The sequence below is a fragment of the Vibrio alginolyticus NBRC 15630 = ATCC 17749 genome (assembly GCF_000354175.2).
Classification (GTDB): Bacteria; Pseudomonadota; Gammaproteobacteria; order Enterobacterales; family Vibrionaceae; genus Vibrio; species Vibrio alginolyticus.
In genome coordinates this window covers 382,439-400,683 of the sequence record NC_022349.1, presented here as the reverse complement: position 1 = coordinate 400,683, position 18,245 = coordinate 382,439, and the positions used below count along the sequence as shown (strand labels likewise).

The following is an 18,245-nucleotide window of genomic DNA, read 5'->3' as shown; positions in this document are numbered from 1 at the left end:
TAAGGATAGTAAGGAAGAATGATGAACCCACAAGAACCAACCACTTTTTACGCAGTCAACGCCTTTACTGGTGAGCCTCTACCTATTGCGTTTCCGGTACATGGAGAGCAAGAAGTTAATCAAGCCGCCTCAGCCGCCCAAAACGTTGCGCGTGAGTTTCGCCAACTAAGCAATGCAAAGCGAGCGAGCTTACTTTGCTCTATCGCCTCTGAATTGGAAGTGAAGAGTGAAGAAATCGTTGCTCGTGCTCATTTAGAAACTGCCCTTCCCGAAGCACGTTTAAGCGGTGAAATAGGACGTACAGCGAGCCAATTAAGACTATTTGCCGAGGTTGTGAGCTCGGGTAATCACCATCAAGCAATTTTCGATACGCCAAACCCAGACCGTCAACCACTGCCGAAACCAGATATTCGTCGTCAGCAAATCGCAATTGGCCCTGTCGCCGTGTTTGGTGCGTCTAATTTTCCGCTCGCATTTTCTACGGCAGGTGGTGATACGGCTTCGGCACTGGCAGCTGGCTGTCCTGTGATTGTAAAAGGCCATACCGCCCACCCTGGCACCAGTCAACTTGTTGCAGAGTGTATTGAGGCTGCACTTGAGAAAGAGTGCTTACCGCAAGCCATCTTCACGCTATTGCAAGGCAACAAACGCGCACTTGGCCAAGCACTCGTTACCCATCCAAAAATTAAAGGGGTTGGGTTTACAGGTTCCGTCGGTGGTGGCCGTGCGCTGTTCAATCTAGCTCAGCAAAGACCAGAGCCAATCCCCTTCTATGGTGAACTAGGGGCTATTAATCCAACATTTATTCTCCCTTCAGCCATACGAGCAAACGCCTCATTGGCTGAAGAGTTTGTGGCTTCTATGACTTTGGGCTGTGGACAATTTTGTACAAAACCAGGCGTTGTATTTGTCTTGAATAGCCCAGAAACGCAAGCCTTTATCGAAATCGCTCAAGGGTTAATTCGACAACAATCAACGGCCACTTTGCTAACGCAAGGAATCCGAGAAACGTATGAATCCGAAGTGGATAAGCGAGCTTCCGAAACAGGCATTAACGTAACTCGTTCTGAACAAGCAGAAGTGACCAATGTCGCACCAGCACTGTTCGTGACGGACAGTAAAAACTGGCGTAAAAACCCGCAATGGGAAGAAGAAATATTCGGTCCTCAATCGTTGATCGTAATCTGTGAAGATTTCGATGACATGTTGAAACTGAGTGATTCACTGACTGGCTCGCTCACCGCAACCCTTCACGCTACCGCTGAAGACGAAGAACAAGCCAAGCAACTGCTTCCAAGTTTGGAAGAAATCGCCGGACGCCTTGTATTCAACGGTTGGCCAACTGGCGTCGAGGTTGGTTACGCTATGGTTCATGGTGGACCCTATCCGGCTTCAACCAATTCTGCCTCAACATCTGTCGGGGCAGAGGCTATTCATCGTTGGTTGCGTCCCGTCGCTTATCAAGCTTTACCAGAATCTTTATTGCCGGATTCATTAAAAGCGTCGAATCCACTGGGTATTCAACGCGCCATAGATGGCAGTGTGTCCCAATAAAATCACCAAATGGCTCAAAAAGGCATCAACTGATGCCTTTTATTTCACTCTACTTCTCAAAACCTTCTTTCCTAGTTGGTTTGTGCCAGAAAAACAATAAACTACTAAAGTAAAATGGATTGGATACAATATTAATTTCACGGGAGACTTCAATGTCACAGAAACCTGTTTTTAAAACGCGTACTCAGCTCGTTGAGGAAGCAATTCGAACTCAGATCTTGAAGGGCGAGTTAAAAACTGGTCAACCTTTACGTCAAGATGCGTTAGCAAAAGAGTTTAATGTTAGCCGAATTCCTGTGCGTGAAGCGTTAGTTCAATTGGAAGCACAAGGACTCGTTAGCTTTGAACCTCACAAAGGTGCGACGGTCACTGAGCTATCTCCAGAGAAAATCAATGAGCTATTTGAACTGCGCGCTGTCGTGGAATGCCACATTTTAGAGCGCGCGATTCAAAATATGACAGACGCTGACCTTGAACGCGCGCGCGAAGTTCGCGAACGTTTCGAGTCAGTAGTGAACAGTGGCGACGAAGTAGAAGAATGGAGCAACTACAACTACGAGTTCCACAAAGCCCTATATGCGCCAGCCAACATGCCTGAAACTATGGACGTCATTTACAACCTGAACACAAAGTGTGACCGATACATACGCATGCAGCTATTGTTTACTACAGGCATTAAAAAGGCAGAAGAAGAGCACTTAAGCTTGTTTGAAATGTGCCAAAATCGCGATATCGAAGGCGCCAAGTACCTACTGAAAAAGCACATTCTAGAAGCAGGCACAGCGATTCGAAACCTGCTGCTTGAAAGGCAAAATATCAGCCAGTAAACGGAATAACGAATAAGGTGATATTCAAGGATGAATGTTGGACCAAAGTTTTTACTTGCAGCGCTACGACAAAAGATTAAAGAAGAAGGGCTTTGCTACAATTCCTTGTCAGAGAAAAGTGGCATCCCTTTATCTAGTATTAAACGCCACCTACATAATCCAGCTTTAGGTTTGGATAAAGTACTTATTTATCTGAACTACCTGAATACCGATCTCATCGAACTCGCAACCTTAGCCAACGAGCTTCAGCACCAAAACGAGCAAATGCTAACAGATGAAGAGAGCGCCCTTTTCGTTGAGCATCCTTATTTACTTGATTTTATTTATATGCTGACTTCTCGTGATATTAAACCGCAAGAGATAGCCCAAACTTACGGACTTTCTGATACAAGCTTACGATTCTATTTGCGTATCGCGGAAATTCTAGGATATGTCGAAAACTTCGGAGACGGCTTGTTTTACCGTTCTGGTCGTCGATTTATTATGGAAGAAGGTACGGCATTAGACACCTTATTCAAAGAGCGATTTCAACAAGATTCGCTTTCTCATGATATCAACCCAGGCGTATGTATAGGTCGCATTAGGCTCACCGAAGAGCAGAAAGTGCAAATAGAGGACGAGCTTTGTAATAAATTAGCGAAACTTAACGCAGTTAACACTTCCAACAATGAAGGTGAACTAACAAATATATTAATGCGCTGCACTCCCGGTGCTCAGATATTTTTCGCTGATGATTTACCTAACATTGACGGAAGCTTATTAAAGCACGTCGCTCAACTCACTAAATTAAGTTAAAGCATCAGATAAATAAATCAAACACCCCCGAAATAACATCATATATCCCTACCAAACTATTGATTCAAAGCGTTTCCTGAATCTAATTCTGATTTTTTATTTAGCAAGCGTCGCTTAGTCAACTAAGAACTTGTCTTAATTTCACACTTATTAATTGTCTTGTTAGCTCTTTTGAAATAGACAGAAAACTTAAGTAATGACTAATTTAGCTTAAGTATAAAAGACAACTTTTTTACGTTATTTACCTCACACTATTTAACTATAAATTTGCAGACGAACAAATTAAATTAATACATTCACCTAGCTAATAAAAACAAAAGCAAAACACATAATTATAATTCTATTATTTATAAGGACATAGAAAAGTGAAATTTAAGTATTCTTTAGCAACGGCAGTCACTCTCGCATTATTACAAGGCTGTGGCGGTGGTGGCGGTGATAGCTCATCACCTACTCCGTCCACTAGCAGTGCAAACGGTCCAACGTGGAAAGTTCATGATTTTAGCCAACCGTCGAAAACGTTTATCAACCAATGTGAAACGCCCCGCGTCGGACTGGACCCATATGACAACTATGCCGCCTATCCAGATAAATTGGGCTCTGCATTACACGAAAAACTCTTTTTAAGAGCTTTTACTAACGAAACGTATCTATGGTATGACGAGGTTCCTGATAATAATCCAGCAAACTACAAAACTGTTACTGATTACTTCAATACGCTGGTCACCTCTGCTACTACCGCGACGGGTAAACCAAAAGATCGCTTCCATTTTACCGTCCCTTATGAGGATGATATGAAATCATCGCAATCCGGTTTAGTTGCTGGATTTGGTTTTAACTGGGCATTCCTACGTGGCGTACAACCTCGAGACGTTCGTATTTCCTACACTGAAGAAGCCTCGCCAGCTGATAGAAGCGGCATTGCTCGTGGTGATAAGCTTCTGAAAATCAATAATATTGATGTGGTTAACACCGGTAGTCAGTCCGACATTGATTTTATTAATAAAACGCTCTTTAACCCTGACATCAATCAAGATTACACCTTCACATTTGAGAGTGTTGACGGTCTAGAGAAAACCGTGACGCTTACCGCCTCTGATGTCATGACCTCTCCAGTTAAAAATGCCAAAGTGATTACACACAATGGTATGCGGATCGGCTATCTGCAATACAACTCCTTCGAACCAAGCGCTCAAGCCCCGCTTATTGAGGCGTTTAGTACGCTCTCAGCAGAGAATGTTGACGAGATCGTCGTTGATTTACGTTACAACGGCGGTGGTTTAGTCCTTCAGTCCTCGCAAGTAGGCTACATGCTAAGCGGTGCTGGTCAGAACCGAGTCTTCAGTGAATTGATTCACAATGACAAAGTGATGCGTACCATTAAGGATGGGGATAACATCTATCGCTTTACGAATCTAGCAATAGACTGGGCAGCACAGAAATATTCGGACCAAGTGCTTCCGACACTGAACAAAAAGCGCGTATATGTACTGACTTCAGGAGGCACGGCTTCCTCAAGTGAACTGTTGATCAACGCTTTGCGCGGCATTGATGTGGAGGTTATCCAAATAGGCTCAACAACCACAGGTAAACCGTATGGGTTCTCACCAGAACAAAACTGCGGCACTATGTACTACACTATTCAGTTCAAGTCGGCGAACGAGAAAAAATTTGGCGACTTCGCTGATGGTTTTATTCCTACTCCAAAGAGCCAAATCAATACCGAGCTAGGCTTAAACAATAGAGTGGAAGGTTGCTGGGTCAATGACGACCTAACAAAACCGTTAGGCGATCCGTCTGAAGGTATGCTTTCTGCGGCGCTAAACTACATGGAAACAGGAACCTGTCCGCCAGTATCCCCTTCAAGTTTCAACGCCATGCCGCGTAACATTTCATCTCCGGAGTTAAGCGATGTTCGCTCTCCGCTACGAACAGAGGCAATTCATGTTGAGATCAACTAACTTTTTACGAATGCTGATTCGGGTTGCGCTTTTCTTAGGCACTTCGATTTCTTTGATAGGATGCCAAGCTATGTCACAAGAACCCGTTGAAGCATTAAGTAAAAAGAACTCTCCGGAAACAGTCATAGAGATTCAAAACGCGATCGCAGAAATCCAAGGGACACCAGCACCTAGAATCGCAAATAACGTATTTGAATCCTCACCGCATTTGTTGATTGAAAAAGGACGAGTAAAAGGGAACAACAATCAACTGTTGGATGGCAGCTATACGGATCTTCCAGACCAATATACGTTGCAGATAAGAGGTGAAACCTGTGGCTTGTACTATGCCAAAACAGATACTTTTGTCTCTCTCAGTTCACTAGATTGTGAGCCCATCATTAAGTTTTAGATCTCCCAAAATAGAAGCCCGCTGATATCAGCGGGCTTCCTACTTTATTGTTCAGTGTGAAACGGTCAACGTTACTTTAGTTCAATCCATGCTTTGCGCTGTTGCTTATCCATGTATGACCAAGCTACAAAGCGGCTCACTTTCTGCCCTTGACTCATTTCAACCACACGAATGGCCTTCACACCCAATTTTTCAAGCTGCTTGCGCATCGGGCGAACGTTGTCTTTTTTGGATATAAGTGTCGTAAACCACAAGACCTGTGCGGCAAAAGCTTGGCTTTCATTCGCCATTTTTCGGATAAACGCCGCTTCTCCGCCTTCACACCACAATTCAGCGTTTTGACCGCCAAAATTCAACGCAGGTTTACTTGTCTTTACTTGTGTGGTTTGAGGTTTTAGCCCTTTCTTAAGCTGGTTTGCTTTTAGATTATCGATTTTACGCTGGCTGCCCATAGCGGCATCTTCCGCCGAACGGTGGAATGGCGGATTACATGTCGTCACATCATAACGATCATTCGGTTGAATGATACCTCGATAAATATTGGCATCATTGTATTGCTGTACCAGTGCAATTTTTCCCGTCAAAACACGATTGTGCTCTACGATCGTTTGAGCCGATTGGATGGATTTTGGATCGACATCGCTGCCCGTATAGTGCCAACCGTATTTTGTTACACCAACAATCGGATAAATACAGTTTGCTCCCACGCCAATGTCCAACGCTTTCACTTTTTGGTGCGCGTACTGACCTTTTACTTCACCATCAAGTAGTTCTGCCACTCGGTGAATGTAATCAGCGCGGCCCGGAATCGGTGGGCAAAGGTAGGTGTCGGGAATGTCCCAGAACTCGATACCATAATACGCAGCAAGCAATGCTTTATTGAGAATTTTAACAGCGTTAGGATCAGAGAAGTTTATGGAGTCTTCCCCTTTCGGATTTTTGATAACGAATGGCTTTAACTGTGGTTCACTTTCCACGAGTTTTTTAAAATCGTAACGACCTCGATGAACATTACGCTCATGCAAACCATTCTTCGCTATTTTTATGAACTCGACTTCGCTCTTTCCTGCAGGCTGCGAGGATTTGCGCGCAACTTTGTCTTTAACACGCTTCGGCTTGGCTTTATTCGCGTCTTTCTTCTGACCCGTCATTGAAGCCTTTGGCTTTGCTTGCTTCGCGTTGTGATTATTGTTCTTCATTCAAATTCGCTTTTAAATCGAGGTAAATCATAAACAAACGAGCATCAAATTCGAGTTGGTGATACTCAGGCTCCATGTAGCAACATAGCTGATAGAACGCCTTGTCGTGGTTTTTCTCACGAGTATGTGCCAACTCATGTACCACCAGCATTCTTAATAGTGGCTCGGGCGCATCTTTAAATACATTGGCAATGCGTATCTCGTTTTTCGACTTCAGCTTACCGCCATGGTTTCTACTGATTACACTGTGCAAACCAAGCGCGTTGTTTACCGCGTGAATTTTCTTATCGTAGACGACTTTACTGATTGGCGCGGCTTTCTTCATGTAGCGGTTTTTGATTGCCATGGCGTACTCATAGAGCGCCCTTTCGCTTTTGATTTGGTGCCTGTCGGGATAACGCTTTTCGAACCAAGGAACAAACTTGCCACTCGCTATCAATGAGCTCACCTGCTCTACGATGTTTTGTGGGTAGCCTTGAATGTATCGAAGTGACGGATGCATAGAGTTAACGTCTTTTATGACAAAATAAAGGCGCTCAATATACCTGAGATAAAGGACAGTTTCACCTTAGCTTTCGCCTTTCATTTATTGTGAAAGGCCTTTAAACTTCGCCTCCCAATGATAATGGAGAGAAATTCAATGAAACGTGTCGTTCTTTATGTCAAAGACAAATGCCCTCACTGCAAAGATGCTCAACGTTATCTGGATTCGAAAAATATTAACTATCGTTTGTGCAATGCTAAGATGCAACGCGGTCGCAAAGAACTTGATGCGCTTGGTGCTCGTTCAGTGCCAGTTTTAAAAATTGGTGATCGGGTAATGATTGGCTGGAACCCAAAGAACTTCGAGAAGATGTACAAAGGCGACTAGTGCTCGGACGATGAATCTGCGCTGCGTTTAAACGTAGCGCTTGATAAAGTCGATAAACGTTCGATCTGCTATTGATAAGTACCCCTGCTTGCGCCAAGCAAGTGCCAGATCCAGCGTCACTGGTGGTTCAAACGGTAAGCCAACAACGCCCGACTCATGTTGAGTCACCAATTCCAGTAACGCGGTAATCGCAAACTCTTGTTTTACAATACTCAAAATCAAAGGCAGTAAGTTGGTCTCGAATGATGACTTCATGGTAAACCCATGCTCCTCACTCACCTGATCCAAAAATTCGCGGTGAAAATAGCCATGCTGAAACATAACCAAATCGTGTTCAAAGAACTCATCAAAAGTAAGAGCGTGTCGCTGGGCTAACTCATGCTCAGGTGAAACAACTGCGACCATTTGGCTAGTAAACAAATGGTCAGTTTCTAGGTCATCAGGCACGTTATCACAACTGATCACACCGATATCGAGTTGACCATTGAGCAGCATACGACGAATCGATTGAGTCCCAGCTTCGACCAAGGTCAATTTTAACTCCGGGAACTGGCTTTTAAACGCCATCACAATTCGTGGAAAGAAATAACTGCCCATCATTGATGGCGTCCCGAGCCTTACTTCGCCTTTCGCTAAGCCTTTCAACTCATCAATCGCGAGCTGCGCGTCGTGCAACTGTTGAATCACCCGCTTGGCATGTATAAGTAGCGTTTCGCCCTCTTTCGTTAAGCTGATTTTTTTATCATCACGGCGAAATAGGGTAACGCCCAAAGACTGCTCAAACTTTTTGATAGAAATGCTTAATGCGGGCTGGGCAATATGCAGGGCTTTCGCCGCATGGGTAATATTTCCATGTTCAGCGACCGCCAGAAAATGTTTAAGTTGTTTCGATTCCATTAGATCATAAATATATGGTGTCCATATTTTTAATATATTTTTTTAATTTATAACGAACTGATAGATTGATCACAGTCTCTCCATTTGCTCACATTAGGCAGGATTCATGGTCAGTTTTGGCACACCGGAATACAAACGCATTACGCTCTCGCTAGCGCTTGGTTCCTTCTTGGTTTTTTCAAATTTATACCTACTACAGCCAATGCTGCCCACTTTTGCCCAAATTTTCACGATCTCAGAAACGCAAGTGAACTGGTTATTTGCGGCCTCAACACTCGCTCTCTCTTTTAGCCTCGTTCCAATGGCTGTGTTGTCAGAATCAGTGGGACGAAAGCCAGTCATGATGGCTGGTCTGTTTTCGATTCCTACCCTTTCCGCTTTGATGCTGTTTGGTGACTCATTTCTGTTTTTGGTGGTATGTCGAGCACTGATCGGTGTCGCGCTCGCAGCTTTTGCTGCGGTCGCCGTGGCTTACATGGCAGAAGAGCTCGACAAGCACGCTTTCTCGATGGCAATTGGAACGTACATTGCGGCTAACTCACTAGGCGGTATTGCAGGGCGTATTAGCGGCGGCTTATTGGCGGACAATTTCAGTGTTGATGTCGCCATAGAAGTTATGATGGTGTTCACTCTTCTTGGTGTCATTGGCGTTCACTATTTATTGCCAACACAGCGCAACTTCACCCCGTCATCAAGCAGCTTGCGCCATCAAAATCGTGCGCTTATTGGTCATTTTAAAAACCAACGCGTGTGGTTCGCGATGCTGATAGGAGGACTCAACTTTGCTTTGTTCGTCAACCTTTACTCCGTCATGGGTTTCCGTCTGGTGAGTGAACCTCACAATGTGCCCGTCGGGTTGGCCTCACTGATCTTTATTTGTTACTTGGGAGGGACTTTCTCCTCTCGTTGCGCAGGCCACTGGAGTAAACGTTATTCATCAATCCTCGGTATGTTCTTAGGCGCGATAGTGAGCATGACGGGGATGTGGATTGCGGCGGTTGAAAGCTTGACTGCAATGCTATTTGGATTGTTGTTGATAAGTTTTGGTGCCTTCTTTACTCATACCCTCGCCTACGGATGGGTCGGTCAGAATGCCACTCGTGCCAAAGCCACCGCGACAGCGCTCTACTTAGTACACTACTACGTAGGCGGTAGCTTAGGAGGATTCTTACTTCTTTATTGTTGGCAGCATGGAGGTTGGTCGAGTGTTCTTATGGGGGGAAGCGCCGTCTACCTAGCAATGTTTGCTGCAATTGCGTATTTGAAACACATTGCCGAAAGAAAGCATACTGACCAAACACCTGACACTGCGAGTTTAAAGAGTAGCTAAGGTACGCTCATTTACGTAATACCTCTCTGGTTACTTGGATAACCAACTCTGCTATGCTTGCGCTACTTTAATAAAACCAGAAAGTCGTATGTCAACGCGTTCAACACAAAACACAGATATCGAAGCGATCACTCAACAGGTCAACCAATGGCTCAACGATGTGGTAATCGGGCTCAACCTTTGTCCGTTTGCTGCCAAACCGCAACGTAATAAACAAATCAAAATCTTTGTTAGTGAAGCGACTCAAGAAGAAGCGCTTCTTGAAGATATTTTATTGCAGCTGATTGAGCTGAGTAACACAGAACCCGAACAACTTGAGACCACGTTGGTTGTGGTTCCCAACATGCTACAAGATTTCTGGGACTACAACTTTTGTATCGATTGGGTTGAAGGATTAATTAAGCAACAAAACTGGGAAGGTGTTTTCCAAGTAGCGACTTTCCATCCTGATTACTGTTTTGGCGGCGCAAGGCCTGAAGACGACGAAAACCTAACCAATCGTTCTCCTTACCCGATCTTCCATTTGATTCGCGAAGAGAGTATGGAAAAGGTACTAAAACACTATCCTGATCCTGAATCCATTCCCGATACAAACATCGCTCGTGTTTCCTCCCTTTCAGAGGAAGAACGTAAAAAGCTGTTCCCTTACCTATTTCGTTAAGCACCACCATTCCCAAAGGCAGATTTATCACCAGTTAGATGCAATGCCCTTGGGGTTCAAAGTGCGGTTTGGTATCATTGCCGCTTCAATCGATTCAATGGAAATTAGAATGCAACTGTCAAAGCTAACCCAAGAGATTTTTGATCACTTATACCGTGATATCACCGAGTTCCGTAGTACGTTCGACTTACCAGTCGCAGACGCTGCAAGCCTTGATACGCAAGCAGACACACTACACACCTCTTTGGCGATCGAAGAGCTAACAGAGCTAGCAGAAGCAGATTGTAAAACTGAGCAAGCAGATGCCATCGTAGACAGCGTGTATGTATTAATGGGACGTCTCGTTCATCTTGGCCACAGCAAAGTAGAAGACAACCTGGCGATCAGCTACTTAATTGATCTTCTATTAAACGTTGCGGTAAACCGTGGTATCGAATTTATTCCTTGCTGGGATGAAGTACATTCAAGCAACATGAGCAAAGTATGCCGTAACGAGCAAGAGTACTCAGAAACAGAAGCATTCTACGCGGAACAAGGCATCAAGTTGATGGCGGTGCAGAAAGGTGAATACATCATCGCGAAATGCGCCGAAGATTTCGTATCGGAAGGTAAAACCATTCGTAAAGGCAAAGTACTCAAATCTGTTTACTACCGCCCTGCAGATCTAAAACCGTTAACTCAATAAGCGTTGAGTTTGGCTATCTCGATTAAAAAAAACGACCTCAAGTAGGTCGTTTTTTATTGTCCCTAAATATTAATCAAAGATTAAATAAGGTTGCTCATCTACAATGACCTTTTTGACTTGAGTATTGAACACTTCCCCGAGAGCTTCTTCCGTTAGCACAGTATCGGCACTTCCTGATGAGTGCAGCACACCGTTGTTAAGCAGCAATACTTTATCTGCGTGCTTTAATGTGCGATTGAGATCGTGATTAGCAACCAATACTCCAATTCCCTGCGCCGCCATAGCGTTAATCAATTGATAAAGCAGACCCTCTTGCGCAATATCTAACGGTGCTGCTGGCTCATCCAAAATTAAAAACTGCGAAAAAGGATTAATGGTACGCCACACCTGCAAACATACACCTGCTAATCGGACACGCTGCCACTCACCACCGGATAATGTTTGAATACTGCGATGAAGCTTATCTTGCAGTTGTACCAGCTCCACCACCATATTGACGGCATCACGCACTTTGATATCCGCAATCTCAGCGCCACTCGGCAGAGATAGGGCTAGATACTGAAACACATCAACATTAAACGCTGGGCGCGATTGCTGACACAAATAACCTCGAACATGAGCTTGCTCTGACAACGGTAAAGTAAGCAAGTTTTTGTTGCCCACGTACACTTCACCACTCATACCGTCTCGGTGACTTAACGTACCAGAAATCGCAGCCAATAAAGTACTCTTACCGGAACCATTAGGCCCAACGATATGTACGATTTCGCCAGCTTTGCATTCAAAAGAAAGAGGCAATAATCGACTACCAACCGACATATGTTTAACGTGCATCATGACTCTTCACCAGCATCCAGATGAAAATAGGTGCGCCAATCGATGTTGTCATGACACCTAAAGGTAACTCTGCGGAGTCCAATAACAGTCTTGCGCCGATGTCAGCAAATACAAGCAACGCAGCACCAGATATTGCAGAAAGTGGCAATAAATAACGGTTTTCCGTACCAAAAGCCAAACGCAACAAGTGCGGGACCACCAAACCAACAAAACTGATGATGCCACCCAAAGCGACTGAACTACCCACCAAAATAGAAATGGCGAGGATCAATTTCCAACGCATTTGATGCACGTCGACACCCAATTGGGTCGCATGAATCTCACCCAGCATCAATTTATCAAGCGACTTGCCTTTACAGCACAACCAGGTAAGCACTGGTAACATCACCAAAGTAACGGTATGTTGATACCAACTCGCACCGCCAATGCTGCCCATTAACCAATACATCAGTTGGCGTAAGCTGAGATCATCACTGAAGTAAAATGCCCACGTCACAATCGCGCTCGATAAAATACCCAATGCGACACCAACCAAAAGCAATCGAGCCGTCGTCAGGTGCATTGCCCTTGCTATCGCCACCAAAACAAACGTGAATACCATCGAGCCTGCAATTGCTGCCAACATAAAAACAATCGGGGTAGGAAGAACAGGTGACGCGAACATGATTAAGACCATTGCTAAGCTTGCACCACCAGAGATACCAAGCACGCCAGGTTCAGCCAACACGTTCCCAAGCAACACTTGTAACGTCGCGCCAGATACCGCTAACGCAGCACCAATAATTGCCGCAGACACTAACCTCGGTAAACGCAAGTCCACCAATAACTTCTGTTCAAATGCAGATAAGGATTGAAAAGGAGAAAGGAAAATTTCTCCGACCATCAAGTGAATGGCAGAGAGTACAGCGAGCACGATCGACATAACCATCAGGTTACGTTGCCAGCGTCGCTCCTTGTTCAGGATAAGTTGTTGAAAATCCATAGCAGCCGATAAAAACAGACGAGGCTTAACCTTACAGTTAAGCCTCGGTAAATTGCAATTAACTTCTCAAAGCAATGTTGGATTAATCGTAAACCAACTCACCCTCTTCAAAACGGGTTTTCACTTCACAAACCATCAGAGCTGCGCGTTGACCTATTGCGACGTGGCGGTTTGGGAAGACAATCGCTTCGTTTTCGTTCTTTGCCATTAATGGTTTGTCGCCATCATGACCAAACACTTCGCCGTGAACAAATGAGGTGAAGTTTTCAACATTGTCGTCGAACATAAAGTCAAAGTCTTCGTTCAAACGAACGATTGTGCGACTTACGCGATACTTAATGCATGGTTTTGGTAGGTGTTCTGGCTTCGTTTCCGCAATCAAATTACGTAAAGACAAATCAAACGCGGTCAGTTTATCGAGGTCATTTTCACCAATACGAGCCACACGTCCAAGCTCCATCGTGAGAGCCTGCGCACCAAAGTTCTCAGCACTGTACCAGCTAAACGTACTCGATGGTGAGTTTGACAGGAGCACAGCTTCAATGTGTGCACTGTCCAAGAAATCGATCAATGCCTTGCTGCGCACTGGATGACGAGTCTTAGGACTTACTGCAAACGTATAGTGCTTCGAGCCTCTAATCGCGCAGTGTAAATCAAGGTGCCAGCGTGTTGTCGGGTCGGTATCCTGATAAAAATCTCGAACAAGCAGCTTAAGTGTATCGGCGATAACAAGCTCTTTTGTCTGTTTGTGTTCTTTTTCGTCAAACAGACGGTTGAGGTTTTCTTCGAGGAATCGCGTGTGCGCCAGAGTGGATTCTGGGTGAGCGATAATGAACAGACAACGGGTATCGACCGTCTGGAACCCAGATTCTATGTCTTGAATAATGGAATCCACCAGCTCCATCGGTGCGGTTTCATCTCCGTGAACTCCACAAGAGATGATGATGTTCTTCGTATCCTGAGTATAATTCGCAGGGATTACTTCTAATACACCACGCTGATAGAGTTTAAGTTTTACACCGCTAGAAAGCACCTGCTCCGCTGGTGCAACATCAATATGAACATCTAACGTGTCAGTTAAAAACGATTGGCGAAAGAGAGACTTCGTCATGCGTTACTCCTTAATAGCACGGCGGATATGTTAATAAATTGTACAAAGGATTTTTGTTGCTGCGATCTCACTTATGAGTAGAAATCACTATTTCCCTCGAAAATCCGATGCCTTTTCGCGCCAGGCACTCAAATCAAGCATTGAGGCGTTTAATTTTCAAACAATTACAAAGTGTTAGGGCTGTGAACTTTACCACAGCCCTGATTAAGATCATTATGATTTGATCAAATTTTTGTAGCTATAAAGCAGATTATGCATCAACACTGCGAAAAACTTAGCCGCGCTGTACGAGCAAACGCTCAAACTCATCGACTTTTTCACGCACTAGCTCAACACTCTGCTGCCAAAACGTTGGCTGGGTTAAATCCATAGACAGATGCTTTTCGACGACATCTTCCGCCATCATGCAGCCTGTATCGCGCAGCAAATTGATGTAATCGGTGTAAAACGCTTCGCCTTTGGTTTCTCGCTGTGCATAGATACCCTTGCTAAACAAGAAGCCAAATAGGTATGGGTAGTTATAAAAGCTCACGCTATCAATAGAAAAGTGCAGCTTGCTTGCCCAGAAGTACGGATCCGGTTCGCTCATTACGTCGCCATACCATTCTTTCCAAGTTTCTGACATCAACTCACAGAAATCATCTGCGGTTAACTCTCCATCCTGGCGGCGTTCATAAAACGATTTTTCAAACTCGTAGCGAACCGGAATGTTGATCATTAAAGCTAGCGCAGATGACAACTCTTCCCACAACATCTCGAGCTTTTCATCAACGCTCTCAGCTTTCGAAATCAAATGATCACGAACGATGTTTTCTGCAAAGATAGAGGCGGTTTCTGCTAACGTCATTGGGTAGTAAGTTTGGCAAAGTGGCAAATCACGAATAACCCAGTTATGGAACGCATGGCCAAGTTCATGTGCCAGAGTCATAAGGTCTGAACGGCTGCCACTCCAAGTCATAAACACAAGTGGTGTTCGCGTTGCTGGCAGTTTGGTGCAGTATGCGCCAAGACGCTTGTTAGCATTTGGCGCGGCATCAATCCAACCATTTTGTACCATCAAACGGACAAACTCCGACATCTCAGGGTTTACTGTTTCAAATGCTTCACAAATAACATCAATCGCTTCATCAAAGTCGTAAACCTTCGCTTCACCGCTCAAAGCAGGCATAGCCGCCAGATGATTCCAAGGTTTCATCTCATCCAGACCATGTACTTGCGCCATCAATAAACCTGCTTTCTGACCAATAGCTCGACTGTCTTTGGCTACTGTCATCATCGCATTTAAAGTTTCAGCTTGGATTCGGCTACCATGCAAACTCGGCTCTAGGAAGTGAACTTCACGCTTCGTAGAACGCTTTTTGTTTTCAGTTAAGCGCCATCCTGCTAACGCATTCAAAATCGCAGCGAATGATTCTTGGTGCGTTTGCATTGCATCTTGTACGCCACGCCACGCGGCTTCTTGACGCTCGAATTCAGAACCATAAAGAATGCTTGCCGCTTGAGAAAATCCAAGCTCTTCACTATTACCATCTGTGTACTCAAGCTTCACTTTCAATGAGCCAGTCAGGTTATCGTATAGGTTACCCCAAGCCGATTTGCCATCCACACTCATCGCAGCCAGTAACTGTTCTTCTGCGTTGCTAAGACGAGTATCCGCCAACTTTCTAGAATTCAAGATAGAAAAAGCTTGCCCACTGATATCAGGATTCTCATGGTCTAACACGCGCAAGATAAACTCTTTGTCGGCATGAGTTAATGTCAAATCAAAGGGACTGAACGCTTGGGAAAGCTCCGAAAAGATGCGGGTCATTTTACCAAGTAACGATTTCGCTTCGGCGTTTGTTGCATCAACAGAAGCATAACAACTCGCAAAATTTGCAACTGTACCCGCTAAACGACTCGCGGCTTCATTGGTTAAAATCGCATTTTGCATGATCTCTACGTTGCCACAATCTGCTGATTGTTTATTCAAAAGATCAATACATTGTTCCACAAGAGCAATATCGTCTTGAATTCGTGGGTCAGAAAGGTCGTTATAAACGATGGACAAATCCCAACTCGGCGTTGTCATTTCTATATTTCCTTTTTAAGTAACTGAGTCAATTTTCGCTTCCTGCACCTAGCAGATGGGCTTCCACTGACATCTTCCGTGACTATGCCCGTAAGCAATATCGTTCTGGGCATTTTAATATTTATAAATTAACGAGTTAAAAGAGGTACGCCAATCGAACGCACCGAGGCGTAAATTTGCTCATCTATGGTAATTGTTACATGCGTGACAGAAGCGTTTCCTATCGACAACGTCGAATACCACTTTGGGTTACGCCAATCTAACTCCAATACATGAGCAAGAATCATACGAATGACGCCACCATGCGTGACGATAAGTAGATTGTCATTGATATCGTTGATGATTTGAGACCAAACGCGACATATGCGCTCAGAAAATGTGCTTAAGCTCTCAGCATTCGGCAACGTATGTTGTGCTGGCGATTGCCAAAAAGCATCTAGCTTTTTCCACTGCTCAGTGAGCATATCAAAAGGCATACCATCAAAATCACCAAATGCCATCTCTTGTAAAGACTCATCCGTCATTACTGGTAATAATTGCTGTTCAGCAATGATGTTTGCCAGTTCTTGACAGCGTGAAAGCGGAGAAGAAATTATTCCACCCACACCTCGTCCACTCTCGGCCCAAGCCCGAGCAATACTCTCTTGATCAGCAGGCGTAACTTTTACATCTGTTTGGCCATGGAGTCCTGGTGGAGCGTCTACTTTTCCATGACGCACAAGATAGATATTGAGTGTTTTCATTTTGTTCCATCCTACTCTTTAAGAACCAACGGCAAACCAACAGCAACAAAGGTAACGCGATGGCAAACACTGGCTAGTTTTTGATTCATCCGTCCTGCATTATCCACAAAATAACGACTAACCGCCCCCAAAGGTACAATGCCCATTCCAACCTCGTTAGAGACGAATATTAACGTCGCATCTGAGCCACGCACCACCTGTATAAGCTTTTCAATTTCTGCTTCTAGCTTCTCATTGGAACATTCATCACCTAACTCAAATATCCAATTGTTGAGCCACAAGGTTAAACAATCGACCAATACAACATCGGTGGTAGCGAAATTTGTCAGTAACTCAGATAAATTAAGGGGGCATTCATGCTCTTGCCACTCGCCCCCGCGTTGCTTTTGATGATGCGCTATTCGCTCTCGCATTTCTTGGTCAAATGGCAGCGCGGTTGCAACATAGTGTAATGATCGATGAGAAGCGACCGATAATTGCTTAGCTGTTTTTTCTGCCAAATGCGACTTCCCAGAGCGCGCGCCACCGAGTATCAATTGCTTCATGAGGAGTGATACAACCCAATCATAGTGAGATAAATAAGCAGTTCCGACAACTGTTGCGCTGCGCCAAGGCAATCCCCCGTAAAGCCGCCAATTCTCTTGGTTAACCAACGTTTGAACATCAAACGAAATACCACGAGAACAAGCGATATCAAGATCGCATCCGCGATACCAAGCACAAGCAATGTTATGCCACCAGTAAACAACAAAATGGAGACTTCTAGAGAAGACTGGCGACTTGCTAGCGGTTTACTTTTCGACGTATCACTGTCACTGACATAAGGCATGTCATAAATAAGCGTCGCTGCTAGTGCTCGGCTTGCGGTGTAAGCGACGACAATGACCAACCAAAAGTGCGGCAAGTTAGCCAGTTCACTCCAAAAAACATACTTAGCCAATAACGCCATAATGAGAGTGGCGGCACCATAAGTGCCAATACGACTGTCTTTCATAATAGAGAGGCGTCGCTCTACGGTCATGCCACCGCCAATGCCATCCGCCATATCGGTCAAGCCGTCTTCGTGAAAAGCCCCAGTTAACAATAAGCTAAACACCATCGTTAATACTATGGCAACCGACTCTGGGAAAAAAATTGAGGTGAGCGAGAATACCAAAGCGCAAAGTGCTCCAAGCACGAGACCAACTAACGCAAAGTAACGGCCTGCCTGATTCATGCGTTCTTCACTGTAATGCAACGCTTGGGGCACGGGTAAGCGGCTAAAAAAACTGGTAGCTAATAGAAATAACTCCCACTGGTATCTTAACGATGACGGCATGACTTTCTCAGA

19 protein-coding genes are annotated in these 18,245 nt (G+C 44.6%); 9 read left to right on the top strand and 10 right to left on the bottom strand.

Features of this window, described 5'->3' with window-relative positions:
* Positions 1–21: 21 nt before the first annotated feature.
* The 5 genes from N646_RS01740 (at position 22) to N646_RS01720 (ending at position 5,528) form a co-directional block, all read left to right on the top strand.
* Complete coding sequence (locus N646_RS01740) at positions 22–1,554, top strand: aldehyde dehydrogenase (NADP(+)) (protein ID WP_017820890.1); 1,533 nt, start codon at positions 22–24, stop codon at positions 1,552–1,554.
* Positions 1,555–1,706: 152 nt separating this feature from the next.
* Positions 1,707–2,381, top strand: a complete 675-nt coding sequence (locus tag N646_RS01735; protein ID WP_005377862.1) for a GntR family transcriptional regulator — start codon at positions 1,707–1,709, stop codon at positions 2,379–2,381.
* A gap of 30 nt (positions 2,382–2,411) precedes the next feature.
* Entirely contained in the window at positions 2,412–3,176 is a 765-nt protein-coding gene (locus N646_RS01730) for a hypothetical protein (RefSeq protein ID WP_005377865.1), read from the top strand.
* A gap of 365 nt (positions 3,177–3,541) precedes the next feature.
* On the top strand, positions 3,542–5,137 hold the full coding sequence (locus N646_RS01725; RefSeq protein ID WP_017820889.1) for a S41 family peptidase: 1,596 nt from the start codon (positions 3,542–3,544) through the stop codon (positions 5,135–5,137).
* Positions 5,138–5,207: 70 nt separating this feature from the next.
* Positions 5,208–5,528, top strand: a complete 321-nt coding sequence (locus tag N646_RS01720) for a hypothetical protein (protein ID WP_005397755.1) — start codon at positions 5,208–5,210, stop codon at positions 5,526–5,528.
* Between the two features lie 71 nt (positions 5,529–5,599).
* Here the strand turns inward: N646_RS01720 and rlmF are convergent, their stop codons facing one another.
* Together rlmF and N646_RS01710 are read right to left on the bottom strand one after the other, a co-directional pair.
* Entirely contained in the window at positions 5,600–6,727 is a 1,128-nt protein-coding gene (rlmF, locus tag N646_RS01715; protein WP_017820888.1) for a 23S rRNA (adenine(1618)-N(6))-methyltransferase RlmF, read from the bottom strand.
* Complete coding sequence (locus N646_RS01710) at positions 6,714–7,229, bottom strand: M48 metallopeptidase family protein (protein WP_005377870.1); 516 nt, start codon at positions 7,227–7,229, stop codon at positions 6,714–6,716. Before N646_RS01710 ends, rlmF begins: the two co-directional genes overlap by 14 nt.
* Positions 7,230–7,367: 138 nt before the next feature.
* Between N646_RS01710 and N646_RS01705 the strand changes: the two genes are divergently transcribed.
* Positions 7,368–7,598 carry a glutaredoxin family protein gene (locus tag N646_RS01705; RefSeq protein WP_005377871.1) on the top strand — a complete coding sequence of 77 codons (231 nt, stop codon included), beginning with the start codon at positions 7,368–7,370 and terminating at the stop codon, positions 7,596–7,598.
* Positions 7,599–7,625: 27 nt separating this feature from the next.
* Here N646_RS01705 and N646_RS01700 read toward each other — a convergent pair whose 3' ends face one another.
* Positions 7,626–8,495, bottom strand: coding sequence for a LysR family transcriptional regulator (locus N646_RS01700; RefSeq protein ID WP_017820887.1), 870 nt, complete (start codon positions 8,493–8,495; stop codon positions 7,626–7,628).
* Positions 8,496–8,601: 106 nt separating this feature from the next.
* Here N646_RS01700 and N646_RS01695 point away from each other — a divergent pair, with 106 nt between their 5' ends.
* From N646_RS01695 to N646_RS01685, 3 genes are all read left to right on the top strand, one after another.
* Positions 8,602–9,825 (top strand): MFS transporter, encoded by a 1,224-nt coding sequence (locus N646_RS01695; RefSeq protein WP_017820886.1) that lies wholly within the window; start codon positions 8,602–8,604, stop codon positions 9,823–9,825.
* A gap of 88 nt (positions 9,826–9,913) precedes the next feature.
* Positions 9,914–10,486, top strand: coding sequence for a DUF1415 domain-containing protein (locus tag N646_RS01690; RefSeq protein WP_017820885.1), 573 nt, complete (start codon positions 9,914–9,916; stop codon positions 10,484–10,486).
* A gap of 109 nt (positions 10,487–10,595) precedes the next feature.
* The gene (locus N646_RS01685; RefSeq protein WP_005377875.1) at positions 10,596–11,171 is read left to right on the top strand and encodes a nucleoside triphosphate pyrophosphohydrolase family protein; all 576 of its coding nucleotides are present in this window, start codon (positions 10,596–10,598) and stop codon (positions 11,169–11,171) included.
* 69 nt (positions 11,172–11,240) lie between these two features.
* On the opposite strand, the gene btuD is transcribed toward N646_RS01685, so the two are convergent.
* From btuD to N646_RS01650, 7 genes are all read right to left on the bottom strand, one after another.
* Positions 11,241–12,008: a vitamin B12 ABC transporter ATP-binding protein BtuD gene (gene btuD, locus N646_RS01680; RefSeq protein ID WP_017820884.1), complete on the bottom strand. Its 768-nt coding sequence runs from the start codon at positions 12,006–12,008 to the stop codon at positions 11,241–11,243.
* Positions 11,995–12,990 (bottom strand): vitamin B12 ABC transporter permease BtuC, encoded by a 996-nt coding sequence (gene btuC, locus N646_RS01675; RefSeq protein ID WP_017820883.1) that lies wholly within the window; start codon positions 12,988–12,990, stop codon positions 11,995–11,997. The genes btuD and btuC overlap by 14 nt, the downstream gene beginning before the upstream one ends.
* Positions 12,991–13,072: 82 nt before the next feature.
* The gene (locus tag N646_RS01670) at positions 13,073–14,101 is read right to left on the bottom strand and encodes a succinylglutamate desuccinylase (RefSeq protein WP_017820882.1); all 1,029 of its coding nucleotides are present in this window, start codon (positions 14,099–14,101) and stop codon (positions 13,073–13,075) included.
* A gap of 274 nt (positions 14,102–14,375) precedes the next feature.
* Positions 14,376–16,172, bottom strand: coding sequence for a M3 family oligoendopeptidase (locus N646_RS01665; RefSeq protein ID WP_017820881.1), 1,797 nt, complete (start codon positions 16,170–16,172; stop codon positions 14,376–14,378).
* Positions 16,173–16,300: 128 nt separating this feature from the next.
* Positions 16,301–16,915 carry an alpha-ribazole phosphatase gene (cobC, locus tag N646_RS01660; RefSeq protein ID WP_017820880.1) on the bottom strand — a complete coding sequence of 205 codons (615 nt, stop codon included), beginning with the start codon at positions 16,913–16,915 and terminating at the stop codon, positions 16,301–16,303.
* Between the two features lie 11 nt (positions 16,916–16,926).
* Positions 16,927–17,460: a bifunctional adenosylcobinamide kinase/adenosylcobinamide-phosphate guanylyltransferase gene (cobU, locus tag N646_RS01655; RefSeq protein ID WP_017820879.1), complete on the bottom strand. Its 534-nt coding sequence runs from the start codon at positions 17,458–17,460 to the stop codon at positions 16,927–16,929.
* Positions 17,457–18,233: an adenosylcobinamide-GDP ribazoletransferase gene (locus N646_RS01650; RefSeq protein ID WP_031777196.1), complete on the bottom strand. Its 777-nt coding sequence runs from the start codon at positions 18,231–18,233 to the stop codon at positions 17,457–17,459. The genes cobU and N646_RS01650 overlap by 4 nt, the downstream gene beginning before the upstream one ends.
* Positions 18,234–18,245: the final 12 nt, after the last annotated feature.

Coding starts and splice junctions, on each gene's coding strand:
- N646_RS01740 (WP_017820890.1), top strand. CDS start 22: ATGAACCCACAAGAACCAACCACTTTTTACGCAGTCAACGCCTTTACT.
- N646_RS01735 (WP_005377862.1), top strand. CDS start 1,707: ATGTCACAGAAACCTGTTTTTAAAACGCGTACTCAGCTCGTTGAGGAA.
- N646_RS01730 (WP_005377865.1), top strand. CDS start 2,412: ATGAATGTTGGACCAAAGTTTTTACTTGCAGCGCTACGACAAAAGATT.
- N646_RS01720 (WP_005397755.1), top strand. CDS start 5,208: ATGTCACAAGAACCCGTTGAAGCATTAAGTAAAAAGAACTCTCCGGAA.
- rlmF (WP_017820888.1), bottom strand. CDS start 6,727: ATGAAGAACAATAATCACAACGCGAAGCAAGCAAAGCCAAAGGCTTCA.
- N646_RS01710 (WP_005377870.1), bottom strand. CDS start 7,229: ATGCATCCGTCACTTCGATACATTCAAGGCTACCCACAAAACATCGTA.
- N646_RS01705 (WP_005377871.1), top strand. CDS start 7,368: ATGAAACGTGTCGTTCTTTATGTCAAAGACAAATGCCCTCACTGCAAA.
- N646_RS01700 (WP_017820887.1), bottom strand. CDS start 8,495: ATGGAATCGAAACAACTTAAACATTTTCTGGCGGTCGCTGAACATGGA.
- N646_RS01695 (WP_017820886.1), top strand. CDS start 8,602: ATGGTCAGTTTTGGCACACCGGAATACAAACGCATTACGCTCTCGCTA.
- N646_RS01690 (WP_017820885.1), top strand. CDS start 9,914: ATGTCAACGCGTTCAACACAAAACACAGATATCGAAGCGATCACTCAA.
- N646_RS01685 (WP_005377875.1), top strand. CDS start 10,596: ATGCAACTGTCAAAGCTAACCCAAGAGATTTTTGATCACTTATACCGT.
- btuD (WP_017820884.1), bottom strand. CDS start 12,008: ATGATGCACGTTAAACATATGTCGGTTGGTAGTCGATTATTGCCTCTT.
- btuC (WP_017820883.1), bottom strand. CDS start 12,990: ATGGATTTTCAACAACTTATCCTGAACAAGGAGCGACGCTGGCAACGT.
- N646_RS01670 (WP_017820882.1), bottom strand. CDS start 14,101: ATGACGAAGTCTCTCTTTCGCCAATCGTTTTTAACTGACACGTTAGAT.
- N646_RS01665 (WP_017820881.1), bottom strand. CDS start 16,172: ATGACAACGCCGAGTTGGGATTTGTCCATCGTTTATAACGACCTTTCT.
- cobC (WP_017820880.1), bottom strand. CDS start 16,915: ATGAAAACACTCAATATCTATCTTGTGCGTCATGGAAAAGTAGACGCT.
- cobU (WP_017820879.1), bottom strand. CDS start 17,460: ATGAAGCAATTGATACTCGGTGGCGCGCGCTCTGGGAAGTCGCATTTG.
- N646_RS01650 (WP_031777196.1), bottom strand. CDS start 18,233: ATGCCGTCATCGTTAAGATACCAGTGGGAGTTATTTCTATTAGCTACC.